This window comes from Balneolaceae bacterium (assembly GCA_034521495.1).
Lineage (GTDB): Bacteria > Bacteroidota > Rhodothermia > Balneolales > Balneolaceae > Rhodohalobacter.
In genome coordinates, this window is sequence record JAXHMK010000007.1 from 1 (window position 1) to 15,264 (window position 15,264).

Genomic DNA, 15,264 nt, shown 5'->3' on the forward strand with positions numbered 1-15,264 from the left:
GGTAACACAAATTTTACCAATTCAAAAAATGATTCACGCACGTTATTCCCTTATATTTCGTTCTTATGTTTTTAATGAGAGGTATTTGCTCAGTTCATGTCAGAATTTAATTTACACTCCCCCTGGGAACCAGCCGGAGATCAGCCACAAGCTATTGAAGAATTAACGGAGGGTATTCAGCAGAACGACAAATTTCAAACTTTACTCGGAATCACAGGTTCAGGGAAAACCCGAACAGTGGCAGGAGTAATTGAAAACGTTCAGAAACCTACGCTGGTGATGAGTCACAACAAAACACTGGCTGCTCAGCTTTACCGAGAGCTCAGCGACTTTTTCCCGGAAAACAGGGTCGAGTTTTTTATCTCCTATTACGATTACTATCAGCCCGAAGCCTACATTTCCACGCAGGATAAATACATCGAAAAAGACCTATCCATCAACGAAGAGATTCAGAGGCTTCGTTTGCGGGCGACGAGTTCGCTTCTTTCCGGCCGGCGGGATGTGATCATCGTTTCATCCGTAAGTTGTATTTACGGTATCGGATCCCCCTCTGAGTACGAAAAACTGATCATCAACCTGGAAACGGGGATGGAAATTCCGCGAAACACGCTGCTCTACGACCTGGTAGATCTTCACTACAACCGGAATGATATGGATTTCACGCGCGGTACATTTCGGGTCCGCGGTGATGTAGTTGATGTATATCCAGCATATTCAGAGGAGGGATTGCGTGTTTCGTTCTGGGGAGATGAGATCGAAAATCTTGAAGTTTTTGATGTAGATTCCGGTGAAGTACTGGACGAGGTTGAAGAGTTCAGGATCTACCCGGCATCACATTATGTTACTTCCCAGGGCCGTCTCGAACAAGCTATTGAACAGATCCGTGAAGAGATGTACTGGCGGGTGGAAGTGCTTCAGGATGAACAACGCTTTCTTGAAGCCAAACGTCTTGAACAGCGAACACTTTTTGATATCGAGATGATGCAGGAGATCGGCTACTGTTCTGGAATTGAGAACTACTCGCGGTATCTCAGTGCCCGAAAACCCGGTGAGCGCCCCTATTGTTTGATGGACTATTTCCCGGATGATTATCTGCTGGTTGTGGACGAAAGCCATCAAAGCGTCCCTCAAATCGGGGCGATGTACGGCGGCGACCGCTCAAGAAAAATGGAACTGGTTGAACACGGATTTCGATTGCCATCGGCTTTGGATAACCGTCCCCTTACGTTTGAAGAGTGGGAGGGCATGATCAACCAGGCAATATTTGTAAGTGCTACGCCAAGTGATTATGAACTTGAAAAATCAGGCGGTGTTTATGTGGAACAGATTATCCGTCCAACCGGGTTGATGGAGCCGGAAATTGAGGTTCGTCCGCTTGGAAACCAGGTGGATGACTTGCTTGATGAAATCCGAATTCGTGCCGAAAAAGATGAACGCGTACTTTGCATCACACTAACCAAACGCCTGAGTGAAGAGCTCAGTGAATATCTGAAAAATCTCGGCATCAGTGCTGCTTACATGCACAGTGAACTTGACGCTATGCAAAGAGTTGAAGTTCTTTATAAATTCCGGCGTGGTGATTTTAATGTTCTCGTAGGAATTAACCTCCTTCGTGAGGGCATTGATATTCCCGAATTGAGTCTTGTGGCCATTATGGATGCGGACAAAGAAGGATTTTTACGATCAGAAACATCCCTCTTTCAAATTGTAGGACGGGCTGCAAGAAATGTTGATGGAAAAGCGATTCTTTATGCAGATAAAATGACGAACAGTATTCAAAAAGTAATTGAGGAAACCAACCGGCGCCGTAAAATCCAAAAAGAATACAACGAGAAGCATGGAATTACCCCACAAACTGTGAAAAAGGAGCTTAAACCGCTGGTGGATCCCTCGCTTATTTCAACACAGGATTTCACGCTTGATCCTAAAAAAGAGGATGAAGATGATTATCTTGAGGTGGTTAAAGTAGCTGAGGAAGGTATTCAGTATAAAGCCAACCCGGCGATGAAAGAAGTTACATTTGAAAGCAAGGAAAAATTTCTCGAATATCTGCGTGACTCTATGTTACAGGCAGCAAAGAATATGGAATTTGAAGAGGCAGCAAGAATACGCGACCAAATCGCACAACTGGAAGAAGAACTATGATTAAAATAACTCCATGAGTAAAATTGATTTTTTAAAAACCTTCATTAAAGACAAAGATGTGGCCTCCGTTACGCCTACATCCAAGCACTGTGTTAAAAAAGTGTGTTCCAATATCGATTTTTCAAAAGATTTTACGTTGGTTGAGTATGGGCCGGGAGATGGCGTCTTTCCGAAATATATTCTCGAAAAAATGTCATCCAACTCTCGGTTAATTTTAATTGAGGCTAATGAGGATTTTGTTGAACACCTGAAGGAAACCATTCAAGATCCCCGTGTTGAAATTTATAATGCTCTTGCCGGTAATGTGGAGTCTGTTTTGAATTCTGAAGATATCGGACAGATTGATTATGTACTATCGGGTATTCCGTTTTCCTTTCTCAAAAAAGAGCGAAAACGGGAAGTGCTGCAAGCTACAAAAAACATTTTAAAGGATGATGGTATGTTCCTTGCATATCAAACAAGCGGACACTTGAAGAAGCCGGTGATGGAGGTCTTTGGAAATTACGATACCGATTTTGTTCCTCTTAATATCCCTCCATATTTCATTTATAAAGTTCACAAAAATGGAACTGCCAGTGCAGATGTGGGATGACGTAACAAAATCTGATTGAAGGCTCATCAGATCAAACCAACAGATGCAGTCGTTTTCAAAAAATAAAATTATTCCTCCTGAAGTACTTTTAAACGGTTACAGGAATGGAATTTTTCCGATGAGCGAATCAAGAGAGGATGAATCGGTGGGATGGTATTCTGCTCGAAGAAGAGGTGTTATTCCAATGCAGAAGTTTCGGGTTTCATCAAATGTGCAGAGAATTATTCGGCAGGGTCGTTACACGTGTAGGGTCGATACCTGTTTTCGGCAAGTAATGGAGGAGTGCGCCAATCGTGATACGACCTGGATTTCAGATGTCATCATCAACTCGTTTGAGATGCTGCATCTCGCCGGACATGCTCATTCCGTAGAGATGTTTGATGAAGATGAAAATCTCGTTGGCGGCTCTTACGGCGTATCATTGGGAGCTGCTTTCTTTGGTGAATCGATGTTCAAAAAAGCTACAGAAGCAGACAAAGTGGCGCTGTGGAATACGCACCAAATACTCAAGAAAAACGGGTTTAAACTCTGGGATACGCAATTCTATACGGATCATCTCGCACAGTTCGGCTGCATTGAAATTTCATCGGATGAGTATAAACAGCGCTTGAATCAAGCTCTTGAGACAGACGCTTACTTTGTGCACCCCAACAACTAAGTTAAGTTTTACCCCACCGGACAACCATTGGCATTTACCGGCGTTCCCGGCGGTGTGTTTGGACAGAGATCTCGGTTATCAGGTACGCCATCCCCATCAGAATCTCTTTCTCCACCTCCGGTGAACAGCAGTTGATACGAAATCGGCAGAAACGTATTCATGATTTCATCCTCAAATTGATTTGTTGGAGCTGCGGTTTTTTGGATAACGATGGAGGTCAATCCTGTTGGAGTAAAAGTAACATTTACAGTTATTAGAGCTGAGATACCGCCAAATCGAATGAGCCGGTTTGAGAATTCAGCAGCAAAACCCGGGGCGAGTTGATTAACAGGTGGATTCCCTTCGTTTATACATACGCGTTGAATATTGTTAGCATTTCCGCCAAAGAAATTTAAGAGTGAATTAATTTCTGATGCCAAAACATCACGAGCCCGAACTTGATTCAGAATTGCGAGTTGAGATCGTCTCCATAATGACTGTCCGTCATTTCGAATAACATTTACGCCAATTGCATTTGGTGTTGTATCAGTTTGAGGTGTGTAACCTGCCGGATATTGAAAACCCAAGAGCGGAACTGCCGGGTGCCCATAGGTTCCTCCGGGATTATTAATTGTGGGAACTCCGCCGGGAATATCACCTCGGGGTATTCCATTCATAATATCCCAATACAGAGCCTCAATTCCGGTTACATTTGCACAAATTTCGGATTGTAGATTTGCTACCTGATTATTCGTGGAGTTATCACTGCAACCAAAAATGAGTATTGAAATACTTAAAATTACCAGGAGTGATTTCAGAATTTTTTGGGTCATCACTGATCTCTTTGAGCTAATTGCATGATAATTGAGCTTCTCTATTTGAGTTGCTCTTTACCCTTCATGCAATGTTTTCATTCAAAAGAGATCATCCGTTTCTCAAAATTGAGCAAAATCAGCCAAAAGTTTTTTCCACTTGGGTTTGCGGTGCAGATAAGTCTTCACAAACGGGCATATAGGAACCAGTTCCAATTCTCTCTTCTCGATCTCTTGAAATACATTCTCCAACAACTCCTTCGCGTATCCCTGTCCCTCTGCTTCTTTCGGAACCTCGGTGTGAGTTAAATAGATTGTCCCTTTTTTGTTGATGATATAATCGACAAAGGCTGTAACATCGCCAACCTGAAGTTCAAAACGTTTCTTTTCTTTGTTGTCTGAAAATAGAGTTTGGGATTTCTTTTTCATGCTTGCAGCAGGTTTTTTTGATAACAAGATCTTGAATATATGTTAATTTGTTCACAGGTATTCCGGTGCAGCTCAACTTTTTGGTTAACCACTCAACCACTGACATTTACCAAGACCGAAGGTCTTTTGCACTCCAGCTTGGGGCACCGCCCCAAGTCTAAATAGAGCCCCCTCTTGGATGACAGGCTGAAAGCCTGAAACAAAACAGGCCTATTTCCAAAAATAAACCGGATCATATTCCACCACATCATACTCCTTCATAAACCTCTCTATTTCCTCGCGGTAACTCATCTTTTTATGATGTTCTTCCTGTTGGGCGATGTAGCGTTTCATTGCTGGTACTTTTGAACTACTTACCGAAAAAGCCCCGTATCCTGTCTGCCAATAAAACGAACGATTGCCTGTATGTTCTTTCAACCACTTGGAAGAACCTTTTTTCACTTCCTCTACAATCTTTGCTAAGGCCACGTTTTTAGATAACCGGAATAGTGCATGCACATGGTCGGGTACAGAATTGATGATTAATGCCGGGCTATCAATTTTTTTAAAGATTCCTGCCATGTAAGAATGGAGATTTTCTTTAACCCCTTCATATATAAAGGGCTGCCTGCCTTTGGTTGAAAAAGTTAAATGCACATAAAGTTTAGAGAGAGATTGACTCATAAGATATTCCTGTTTTGAATTTTGGGATGTCTCTTTTCTTATGAACCGGAAATCTTGAAAACCTTACAGAAATGAATCAGAGAGAATTCTATGGCAGACTTACAGTCTGCTTTTGCTGGTTTGACTTCTTTTCTTGGGGCGGGTGCCCCAAGCTGAGTTGTGTGAGGCCGATGGCCTCTTTTTCCAAGGTTTTATTCTGTCGATTCTTTGTGGTAGAAAGTCGAGTTTAAGTAGAATGAAAAACTTTGATGAATTTGCCTCACTTTTACCCGTCTGACCGCTCAAAGCGGTCTGACGGGTCACTACTTCTTTTCCAGTTCATCTCCTTCCTCAATATTGAATTTCGATCCCACTGGTGGACGATAGTCCTGGAATGGTATTTTTAGCAGGTTTCCGATTCTGTCATTTTCTTCCGGATCCATGTGCGTGTCAATTCCATAGGTCAATTCTTTGGTATCCTCAACTTGTGCAAACGTACCGAAAAGCCGATCCCAAACGGCAAATATATTGCCATAGTTTGTGTCCGTTAGCGGCTGCGTGTAGTGGTGATGAACCTTGTGCATCAACGGAGTGATGAACACATATGAAAGTGTACGATCCACTTTTTTGGGCATCTGGATATTGGCATGGGTGATATGAGCAAACAGTGCAGAAATGCTTTGATAGAGAAAAACAATCCAGATGGGCGCACCGACAACAATCACCCCTAAAATGGTAAAACACATTCTGAAAATTGCTTCTCCTGGATGATGACGAAGACCCGTAGTTACATCCACTGTGGTATCAGTGTGATGAACCAGGTGAAATTTCCACATCCATTTTATCTTGTGTTCAATCCAGTGGATCAGGTAAGCGCCAAAAAAATCGAGCAGCATCACCCCAACAATGCATTGCAGCCAGATGGGCATCGAAATCCAGTTTAACAATCCAAAATTGTTAGCGGTCACGTACTCCGAGGCCCCTAAAAGTAATCCGGCAAATCCAAGTCCAATCAAAACAAAAAAGCCGGTCAAAACTAAGTTGATTGCGGCATGTCGAACTTTTCTATACTTGAATTCAAACAGGGGGAAAACGCCTTCAATCACCCAAAAAATAAAAATGCCGCCGATGAGAATTCCTGCTCGAAAGGTAGTAGGGACATCTTCAAAAAATGTGATGATGGGTTCCATAACTTTGTTTCCTTCACTCTAAATGTCAACAATTTTGTAATTCGAATGGATACCTGCAAGGGACATTTAAAAAAGCCGTGCCCAACATTCATTGAACACGGCTTTAATGAGGCATTGACAATGATGCCTTCATCTGTTCCAGATTTCCGAAACCTCGTGTTGTGGGTTTCAAAGGGTAGACGAACGAGGTGGAGAAATAGTTTTAAAAAAAGTACAACGGGCAGCTTGCCCGTTACCTATAAACTTAAACTACATCCAAAAGATGGAATGTTGAGCTTGAACTTGGATGAAAGTTGAACCAAAAGTAGTGTTAATCCTTTCAGTTTACGGGGTGCCGGACAGGCTGTCCGGCGTACTATTCATCCCACATGGCGCAAGTGTTAAGCGAAGCGTCACTTGTGCCCCTTTCCGTTTGCAAACTTGCATCAGTCTGAGGCGTTCTGTACAACGGACAGCTTGTCCGTTACCGATAAATGTAATTTCCATCTCAAAAATAAAATGTAGAGCAAAGGCCTGGATAAAAGCTGAACCAAAAGTTTCACATCAAATTCAGATTCCTAAGTGCCGGAGAAGCTGTCCGGCGTACTATTCATCCCGCACAGCATCGGCAGGTTCAACGGAGGCGGCGCGTGCGGCGGGATACCAACTTGCGAGAAGACAGAGAAGCATCGTCCCGATCAGAACGATCACAATATCTGAGATTTGAATGGCTACGGGATAGGCGTCAATAATGAACGAAGATGAGAGTTTAACCAGGCCGAATTCCTGCTGCGCCAGAGTGAGTGCAATCCCGATGAATCCGCCAATCACACATCCTATCAACCCGATTTGTAATCCCTGACTTTGAAAAATTTTCTTGATTTTTTTGGGCGTCATACCCATTGAAATCAGGACGCCAATATCTCTTTTTTTCTGAATGACGATCATCGTCAGCGACCCCACAATGTTCAGTACGGCTACCAGCACGATAATCATCAGAATAAAATAGGAGCCCCACTTTTCAAGGTACATGACGTCGTAGAGCGGTTTTTGAAGATCGTACCAGGTTTCAATCATGTATTTATTTCCGATCAATGCCTGAAGATCTGCTTTCACATCCTCAGCCAGGTCCGTATCGGTAAGCTGGAGATCAAGTCCGGTAATCTCATTTCGCATGTTAAACAACCGCTGCGCCGCTTCTAAACTCACATAAACCACATCACCTGCTACAATTTGGTGGGTGTCGTAGCTGTTGCGAACCTCAAACCGGCTGACCCGGGGCGAGGAAAACTGGGTCAACGCACGGCGCATTCCGGAGGGGCTCAACATGGCAATTTCATCCCCCGGTTCCAGTCCGTATCGGTTCACCAAAGATTCACTAACAATGGTCCCCGGTTTCCCGTTACGAACTGAAATATCGTACTCGGTATTTTTTCTTCTCTGCTCCAATTCGTGGAAAAGATCATCATTTTCTTCATCTACGCCCCGAACATTGATCACCTCGTTTTGTCCGTTTTGAAAGGCCAACATCACTTTTCCGTCCACATAAGGCGAAATACTCACAACCTCTTCATGCTCTCGAATCTGATCCATCATCTGCAGATCGAATAACATTGCCGAATTCTGTGCATGTTCAATTCGAATATCAGGATCAAAGGAGAGCAGATAGCCGCGGATCACATCAAAAAAACCATTGAAAACAGACAGGATAACGATCAACAGAGCCGTACCAATAGTAATTCCGCCAATGCTGATTCCTGTAAGAATCGATATCAGGGAGACGTGCTTTTTTGAAAACAGGTAGCGCCGCGATATAAACTGGATAATATTCATTTTCTGCACTTGTATTTTACCTGATCATGTGGTTCTTTTTTATAGATTCATCTTTTGTTAAAATAACAACATTACTGACTACCAGGAATTTAAAACCACGGGTTAATCTTGACTTTAAAAATCGAAGAAATACGAGCAATATCCAACGGCGACCATGGCGATCTGTTTTCAGTGCTTGGCCTTCACACTGTAAACATCAAAGGAAAGGAGAAATTGGTCATTCGCAGTTTTCGGCCCGACGCCAAGTCGATTGTGGTAATTCCGGATTCCGGAAAAGAGGTTGAACTGTCGCGCGTATCTGATGAGGGATTGTTTGAACACGTCTTTTCGCGCCGTAAAAATCGATTTTCCTATCAACTGAAAATTATCCCCTATGTAGGAGATACCTACACCATTGAAGATGCCTATCGATTTGGCACACAGATTTCTGATTTCGATCTGCAGCTTTGGGGGGAGGGAAATCACCATCAGGCATACAAATGGATGGGCTCGCACACTAAAACAGTTGATGGTGTTGAGGGAACACATTTTGTGGTTACGGCTCCAAGCGCGAGTCGTGTGAGTGTAATCGGCTCGTTTAATAATTGGGATGGCCGCGTTTATGGAATGAGAAAATATCACGACCAGGGAATTTGGGAGATTTTTATTCCTCATGTGACTGACGGCGATATGTATAAGTACGAGATTAAATCTCATGCAGCGGAAGCACCTCTCAAAAAATCAGATCCCTATGGCCGGTTGATGGAGTTACGCCCCGGCACGGCGACCAAGGTTTGGAATTCATCCTATGAATGGGGTGATGAAGAGTGGATGGAAAATCGTCAGCAGACGCAAGATCACAATGAACCGATCTCTATTTATGAAGTTCACCCCGGTTCCTGGAAACGAAAAGTAGGCGAAGATCCCGGGTTTTTGAACTATCGCGATTTGGGAGATGACCTGGTTTCTTATGCCAAAGAGATGGGGTTTACCCACATTGAATTAATGCCGATTGCTGAGCACCCCTACGATCCGTCCTGGGGATATCAAATTACCGGGTATTATGCGCCAACAAGTCGCTTTGGAGATCCGGATGATCTGAGATATTTCATTGATAAGGCTCACCAGGCCGGACTTGGAATTATAATTGATTGGGTTCCCGCGCACTTCACCAAAGACGAGAACGGCCTTCGAAGGTTTGACGGTACCGCTCTCTACGAGCACGAAGACCCACGCCAGGGCGAGCACAGCGACTGGGGAACAAACATTTTCAATTTTGGCAGAAGTGAAGTGATGAATTTCCTGATTTCCAATGCTATTTATTGGTTGGAGGAGTATCATATCGATGGACTTCGAGTAGATGCTGTAGCTTCCATGCTCTATCTTGATTATTCCCGAGAGGAGGGCGAATGGATACCGAATCAATACGGGGGACGCGAAAATCTTGAAGCGATTCATTTCCTGCGCCGATTTAATGAAGTAACACACGAATACTATCCCGGTATTCTAAATTTTGCCGAAGAATCTACCTCGTACCAGGGCGTTTCTCAGCCAACATCCTCCGGCGGTCTCGGGTTTGATTTTAAGTGGAATATGGGTTGGATGAATGATACCCTTGAATACATAGAGAAAGACCCGATCTTCAGAAAATACCACCAGGATCAGCTCTCTTTTTCTTTGATTTATGCATTTTCCGAGCAATTTATCCTGCCGCTGTCGCACGATGAAGTAGTACATATGAAGCAATCGTTACTCTCTAAAATGCCCGGAGACGACTGGCAGAAATTCGCAAATCTTCGATTACTCTACACCTATATGTTTGGTCATCCGGGTAAAAAGCTTCTGTTTATGGGAGGCGAATTTGGCCAATGGAATGAGTGGACGGAATCTCAATCTATCGACTGGCATCTGCTCCAATGGGATACGCATAAAGGCGTCCAACGTTTGGTAAAAGACCTGAACAATATCTATAAAAAGGAACCAGCATTCCACAAAGTTGATTCGCGATGGGAAGGATTTGAATGGATTGATATGAGTGATGCGGAAAACAGCCTTCTCTCATTTGTACGTCGTTCTGATGATCCGGACGATTTTTTGGTCTTTATTTTGAACTTCACTCCGAATACACATGATGTTTATAAATTTGGTGTACCCAAAGCAGGAGAATATGAAGTAATATTTAATAGTGATTCTGACTATTATGGAGGCAGTAATAATGGACCAACGGCAGTTGAAGCGAATGAAGGAAACTGGCACAATCAACCTGCTCATATAAATATTCCTGTACCTCCACTTGCTGGAGTTGTCTTGAAACCAAAATCTTAATGGGTCAACTTTTTAGTTTTAATCTCTTATTATGTCAACTATAAACCTGACAGGTTGACAACTTGTTTTAGGATTTATATCCATCAAAAACTAACAGGTTTAAGACAAAACAATTTTTAGTTTTTTTTAATTTATGCGTTTTCCGAGATCTACCGGCACGCTTGTACATCCTACTTCATTTCCATCTGACTACGGAATTGGCGATTTAGGGCAAGATGCCAAACAGTTTATCAGCTTTTTGCAGGAAACCGGCCAAACTATCTGGCAGGTGCTTCCTCTCAGTCCTACCGGTTATGGTAATTCGCCATATGCCAGCTATTCTGCTTTTGCGGGGAATCCCTATCTTATCAGCCCGGATATTTTAGTGGAAAAAGGATTGGTAACCTATGAGGAGGCAGAAAAAGCCAAACTGCCATCTACAACTAAAACCGAGTATGAGCAGGTATTTACAAATAAAGACCGGCTTTTTGAAATAGCATCTAAAAACTTTTACAGATCGAAATCTGCAGAGCAAGATCAAAAACTTGATGAATTCAAGAAGGCTAACAAGGAATGGCTTGCTGATTATTGCCTGTTTATGGCGTGTTCAAAAAAGCATAACCAAGAACCCTGGAACAGTTGGAAACCGGGGCTTGCCCAACGAAAATCTTCAGCAATTAAAAAATTTACAAAAGAGCATCAGGATGAGATTGATTATCAAACCTGGCTGCAGTTTGAATTTTTTAATCAGTGGTATGATCTGAAAGAATATGCCAATGTACGGGATATACGAGTTGTGGGAGATATCCCGATTTTTGTAGACCACAATAGTGCAGATGTATGGGCAAATCCCAAATATTTTGAGGTTGATAAACAGGGAAATCGGCAGCTGGTTGCAGGCGTACCTCCCGATTATTTTAGTGAAACAGGCCAGCTTTGGGGAAATCCGCTCTATAAATGGGATGTGTTGAAGAAAGATGGCTACTCCTGGTGGATCAACCGGTTTGAGCAGATGTTTGATCTGTTTGATGCCATTCGGGTCGATCACTTTCGCGGATTTGATGAATACTGGACAGTTGCTGCCGAAGAGGAGACTGCCGAAAACGGCGAATGGAGAACAGGGCCCGCACATGATCTTTTTGAAACGATTCGGGAAGAACTTGGTGATTTACCGATTATCGCTGAAGATTTGGGAGTGATGACACCAGGTGTTGAAAAACTCAGAGATGATTTTGAATTTCCGGGGATGAGAATTTTACAGTTTGCGTTTGGTTCCGATGCCGGAAACAGCTATCTGCCCCATAATTTTAATCAAAACTGCGTGGTTTATACAGGTACACACGACAATGACACCACAATTGGGTGGTACAACTCCGCCCCTGAAGTGGAAAAGCATCGTGTGAGAGAGTATACCCGTTCCGATGGATCAGAAATAAATTGGGAATTAATCCGCTACGGCATGCTCTCGGTAGCGGACCAGGCGATATTTCCACTGCAAGATTTTATGAATTTAGATGCCGAACACAGAATGAATATTCCCGGTACCGCAGAAGGCAACTGGGAATGGCGATTTACCCGCGAAATGCTGGAAAATATAGATAGAGAGCAGATTCAGTACCTTGTTAAAATGAGTAACAGAAATTTCGGTTCAGGTCAATAATCAATCAGATGAGATTGAAGCTTTCTAATAAAAGCATCGTTTTGTATCTTGAGCCGTTTCACAATAATATAAATTGATGCATGTCACATCCAATAAGTAATCTTCCTAAACGGACTGAAAAGCCAAGGAACAAAGGAATTACCCTCGCCTTAGACAAAGGTTTTAGTGTAAGACAGGCCGAAGATTTTTGCGAGGCAACATCAAATTATACCGATATTGTAAAATTAGGCTGGGGAACATCCCTTGTAACTCAAAATCTTAAGCAAAAACTTGAGGTATATAACAGTTACAATATTCCTGTTTATTTTGGGGGTACGCTGTTTGAGGCGTATGTATTACGAGATGAGTTAGATAAATACGTTCAGCTATTGCAGGATTACGATATTCAGTATCTTGAAGTATCTAACGGAACAATTTGGCTTTCCGACAAACGAAAAAATGAAATTATTAAAAATCTTAGTAAAGATTTTACTGTATTGTCGGAAGTGGGAAGTAAAAATCCCGATGATATCATTCCCCCCTATAAATGGGTGAAAATGATAGAATCCGAACTCGAAGCCGGCGCATGGAAAGTTATTTGTGAGGCAAGAGAATCGGGAACTGTGGGTGTTTTTCGACCCAACGGGGAAATAAGATCCGGGTTGATTGATGAGATTGCCGACCAGATCTCCATCGAACATCTGCTTTTTGAAGCACCAAATAAAGATCAGCAAGTTTGGTTTATCAGGAAGTTTGGCAGCAATGTTAATCTCGGAAACATTCAGCCCGCCGAAGTTATTTCAGTAGAAACACTGAGACTTGGTTTGCGAAGTGACACCCTATTTGACTTTTATTCCATCGACGACAACGAAATTCGGGATTTATACTCAGAAAATAAATCAGACCTTTCACAAGAATCATCCTCCTAAGAATCGAACCGATTAACTTATTATGAAAATACTTTACGCTGCTGCCGAAATTGCGCCCTTTGCCCGTATGACCTATACTGCCGATATGCTTCGGTTCTTACCAGCTTCTCTTCAGGATCAGGGGTTTGAAATAAGAATTTTACTTCCCAAATTTGGTACTATTAACGACCGGAGAAACCGCCTCCATGAAGTGATTAGACTCTCTGGAATTGAAGTAGAGGTTGGGGATGAAATTGAAACCATGAAGATAAAGGTCGCCAGTATCCCGAACGCCAAACTACAGGTATACTTTCTTGATAATGACAAATTCTTCAAGAGAAAGGGGATGTTCGACAATCCTAAAACAGAAAAATTTTACGACGATAACGACGAACGTTTAACATTCTACAATAAAGGGGTGCTTGAAACTGTTATAAGTCTTGGATGGGAACCGGATATTATTCATTGCCACGACTGGCCTGCCGGTTTGATCCCTCTGCTTGTTCGCACGAAATATAAAGATGAAGATATTTTTAAGAATACTCAGATCGTATACAATCTGCATCATCCGGAAAACAAAGGGCAATTTGATAACGATGATGTTTTAAAACTCCTTGGTTTACCAGATGATGTAGATATTGATTCTCTTACTGATGATGATGGCGCTGTGGATATGCTCAAGGTAGGTTTACAGTACAGTGATCATGTAGTAACCGGAAACCATTTGAAAGATCAATTTGATGATCTGTTTGAGCAATTGAAAATTAAACCAACAAAAATTCAGGGTTCGCCCGAAGATGTATCGAAAAAATTTGCCAACTACTACCGGGAAATTTCCGGCGAAGATCAATAATTTTAATTGTTCTCAAAATAATTCCATTTTTTCTGAAGGAACACAATTTTATGCAAACAAAGGCAGTCGATTCTCAATCGCTGCCTTTCTACTTCTGATTACAGCTTTTCTTTCAACGGCTTGCGAATCTCCCGGATCTGTAGGTAACGATATTGTTGAAGACAAAGAAAATGTTGTATCGGAAACTATTTACCTGGACGATTATACGATTATCCAGGAAAACTCTTTTTCAGGGAGACTTGGCTTCACACCCGTGGGTTCTTATGACGATCCTTTATATGGTAACATGAGATCCGTGGCACTGCTGAAACCGTCTTTATCTGTTTCAGGTGTAGATACCATCCGTGAAGATGACTCAATTTCTCTCCGGCTAATTTTCAACGGAACGATCTACGGTGACAGCCTTGCTACCTCTTCCTTTGAAATTTACGAAGCCGGCGAAATATGGAGAGGTGCAGAATTACGGTATAATGAAGAGATTCCGGTGGATATGACCAGTAAAGTTGCCGAATTCCAGGTGCCGGCCACGCAAGACACACTTATTGTTGATTTAGGAGCGTCCTGGACGGATAAATATGCAGGATATTTTAATTCAGATCCGGATCTTTCATCTGCCGAAAGAGATTCAGTATACATAAGAAATTTTCCGGGCCTGGCGATTGTACCTGCGGAAGGAAATCAAAACATTCGATTTCTGAAAACCCGGGCAGGCCAGCAGGATCCTAATAGTACAGAACAGGAGGAAGAACTAATTACGAGCTTTCTGTTCAACTCGATGGTACAGGATGATGAGGATGAAGAGGAAAATTCCGGGCCTGACGTTATACAGGTGAGAGATTGGGGTGCGTCTTTTACGAGGGAAGAAGAATCTGAAGAATTTGGTAATTTCTTCCTTCATAATTCGGAGAGAGTTCTAAAATTTCAACCGAATATACCAGATACCCTTGGATCAAAAAATATCATAAATGCCCAATTGATTCTGAGCAAAAACAAAAATCCGCAGGAAAATACACCTTTTGCTTCACGTCCAAATACGAATATAGTTCGGGCACACGTTTTTGAAGATGATCCATTTGATATAATGGCCGAAATTTTTACGACTCAACCCAACTTTGGTACCTCTTTAAATGATACAACAGATGCATTTTTGATGAATGTAACCTCGTTTGTTTTGAATGATCTGTATGGGGAGACAAGTGGGCAAAATATTTACATAACTACAGAATCTGTAAATGGACTTATTTATTCATCACATTTTTATGGTCCCAATTCAGATGAAATCAGGAAACCAAGACTTGTAATTACATATGTTGAAGAGTAGG

13 protein-coding genes are annotated in these 15,264 nt (G+C 42.3%); 8 read left to right on the forward strand and 5 right to left on the reverse strand.

The window, feature by feature from the left end; translation table 11 throughout:
• Positions 1–96 precede the first annotated feature (96 nt).
• The 3 genes from uvrB to aat are packed head-to-tail and all read left to right on the forward strand — an operon-like array spanning position 97 to position 3,395.
• The gene (uvrB, locus tag U5K72_03865; protein MDZ7717944.1) at positions 97–2,145 is read left to right on the forward strand and encodes an excinuclease ABC subunit UvrB; all 2,049 of its coding nucleotides are present in this window, start codon (positions 97–99) and stop codon (positions 2,143–2,145) included.
• Between the two features lie 13 nt (positions 2,146–2,158).
• On the forward strand, positions 2,159–2,737 hold the full coding sequence (locus tag U5K72_03870; protein MDZ7717945.1) for a methyltransferase: 579 nt from the start codon (positions 2,159–2,161) through the stop codon (positions 2,735–2,737).
• A 43-nt stretch (positions 2,738–2,780) separates the two neighbouring features.
• Entirely contained in the window at positions 2,781–3,395 is a 615-nt protein-coding gene (gene aat / locus U5K72_03875; GenBank protein MDZ7717946.1) for a leucyl/phenylalanyl-tRNA--protein transferase, read from the forward strand.
• Between the two features lie 8 nt (positions 3,396–3,403).
• Here the strand turns inward: aat and U5K72_03880 are convergent, their stop codons facing one another.
• The 5 genes from U5K72_03880 to U5K72_03900 all read right to left on the reverse strand — a co-directional run bounded on the left by U5K72_03880 (position 3,404) and on the right by U5K72_03900 (position 8,259).
• Positions 3,404–4,207 carry a thrombospondin type 3 repeat-containing protein gene (locus U5K72_03880; protein ID MDZ7717947.1) on the reverse strand — a complete coding sequence of 268 codons (804 nt, stop codon included), beginning with the start codon at positions 4,205–4,207 and terminating at the stop codon, positions 3,404–3,406.
• A 102-nt stretch (positions 4,208–4,309) separates the two neighbouring features.
• Positions 4,310–4,615, reverse strand: a complete 306-nt coding sequence (locus U5K72_03885) for a GNAT family N-acetyltransferase (protein MDZ7717948.1) — start codon at positions 4,613–4,615, stop codon at positions 4,310–4,312.
• A gap of 210 nt (positions 4,616–4,825) precedes the next feature.
• A complete protein-coding gene (gene tnpA / locus U5K72_03890) occupies positions 4,826–5,278 on the reverse strand; it encodes an IS200/IS605 family transposase (protein ID MDZ7717949.1) in 453 nt (150 codons plus the stop codon).
• Positions 5,279–5,580: 302 nt separating this feature from the next.
• Positions 5,581–6,447, reverse strand: coding sequence for a sterol desaturase family protein (locus U5K72_03895; GenBank protein MDZ7717950.1), 867 nt, complete (start codon positions 6,445–6,447; stop codon positions 5,581–5,583).
• 585 nt (positions 6,448–7,032) lie between these two features.
• Positions 7,033–8,259, reverse strand: coding sequence for an ABC transporter permease (locus tag U5K72_03900; GenBank protein ID MDZ7717951.1), 1,227 nt, complete (start codon positions 8,257–8,259; stop codon positions 7,033–7,035).
• A gap of 108 nt (positions 8,260–8,367) precedes the next feature.
• Here U5K72_03900 and glgB point away from each other — a divergent pair, with 108 nt between their 5' ends.
• From glgB to U5K72_03925, 5 genes are all read left to right on the forward strand, one after another.
• Positions 8,368–10,563, forward strand: a complete 2,196-nt coding sequence (glgB, locus tag U5K72_03905) for a 1,4-alpha-glucan branching protein GlgB (GenBank protein MDZ7717952.1) — start codon at positions 8,368–8,370, stop codon at positions 10,561–10,563.
• Positions 10,564–10,696: 133 nt separating this feature from the next.
• Positions 10,697–12,202 carry a 4-alpha-glucanotransferase gene (gene malQ / locus U5K72_03910; protein ID MDZ7717953.1) on the forward strand — a complete coding sequence of 502 codons (1,506 nt, stop codon included), beginning with the start codon at positions 10,697–10,699 and terminating at the stop codon, positions 12,200–12,202.
• A gap of 80 nt (positions 12,203–12,282) precedes the next feature.
• Positions 12,283–13,110: a phosphosulfolactate synthase gene (locus tag U5K72_03915; GenBank protein MDZ7717954.1), complete on the forward strand. Its 828-nt coding sequence runs from the start codon at positions 12,283–12,285 to the stop codon at positions 13,108–13,110.
• A gap of 22 nt (positions 13,111–13,132) precedes the next feature.
• Positions 13,133–13,942: a glycogen/starch synthase gene (locus U5K72_03920; GenBank protein MDZ7717955.1), complete on the forward strand. Its 810-nt coding sequence runs from the start codon at positions 13,133–13,135 to the stop codon at positions 13,940–13,942.
• Complete coding sequence (locus U5K72_03925; GenBank protein MDZ7717956.1) at positions 13,887–15,263, forward strand: DUF4270 family protein; 1,377 nt, start codon at positions 13,887–13,889, stop codon at positions 15,261–15,263. The genes U5K72_03920 and U5K72_03925 overlap by 56 nt, the downstream gene beginning before the upstream one ends.
• Position 15,264: the final 1 nt, after the last annotated feature.

Excerpts from the sequence above, each read along its gene's own strand:
- malQ (MDZ7717953.1), top strand. The coding sequence starts at position 10,697 with ATGCGTTTTCCGAGATCTACCGGCACGCTTGTACATCCTACTTCATTT.
- U5K72_03895 (MDZ7717950.1), bottom strand. The coding sequence starts at position 6,447 with ATGGAACCCATCATCACATTTTTTGAAGATGTCCCTACTACCTTTCGA.
- U5K72_03900 (MDZ7717951.1), bottom strand. The coding sequence starts at position 8,259 with ATGAATATTATCCAGTTTATATCGCGGCGCTACCTGTTTTCAAAAAAG.
- aat (MDZ7717946.1), top strand. The coding sequence starts at position 2,781 with ATGCAGTCGTTTTCAAAAAATAAAATTATTCCTCCTGAAGTACTTTTA.
- uvrB (MDZ7717944.1), top strand. The coding sequence starts at position 97 with ATGTCAGAATTTAATTTACACTCCCCCTGGGAACCAGCCGGAGATCAG.
- U5K72_03915 (MDZ7717954.1), top strand. The coding sequence starts at position 12,283 with ATGTCACATCCAATAAGTAATCTTCCTAAACGGACTGAAAAGCCAAGG.
- tnpA (MDZ7717949.1), bottom strand. The coding sequence starts at position 5,278 with ATGAGTCAATCTCTCTCTAAACTTTATGTGCATTTAACTTTTTCAACC.
- U5K72_03885 (MDZ7717948.1), bottom strand. The coding sequence starts at position 4,615 with ATGAAAAAGAAATCCCAAACTCTATTTTCAGACAACAAAGAAAAGAAA.
- U5K72_03870 (MDZ7717945.1), top strand. The coding sequence starts at position 2,159 with ATGAGTAAAATTGATTTTTTAAAAACCTTCATTAAAGACAAAGATGTG.
- U5K72_03880 (MDZ7717947.1), bottom strand. The coding sequence starts at position 4,207 with ATGACCCAAAAAATTCTGAAATCACTCCTGGTAATTTTAAGTATTTCA.
- U5K72_03925 (MDZ7717956.1), top strand. The coding sequence starts at position 13,887 with ATGTATCGAAAAAATTTGCCAACTACTACCGGGAAATTTCCGGCGAAG.
- U5K72_03920 (MDZ7717955.1), top strand. The coding sequence starts at position 13,133 with ATGAAAATACTTTACGCTGCTGCCGAAATTGCGCCCTTTGCCCGTATG.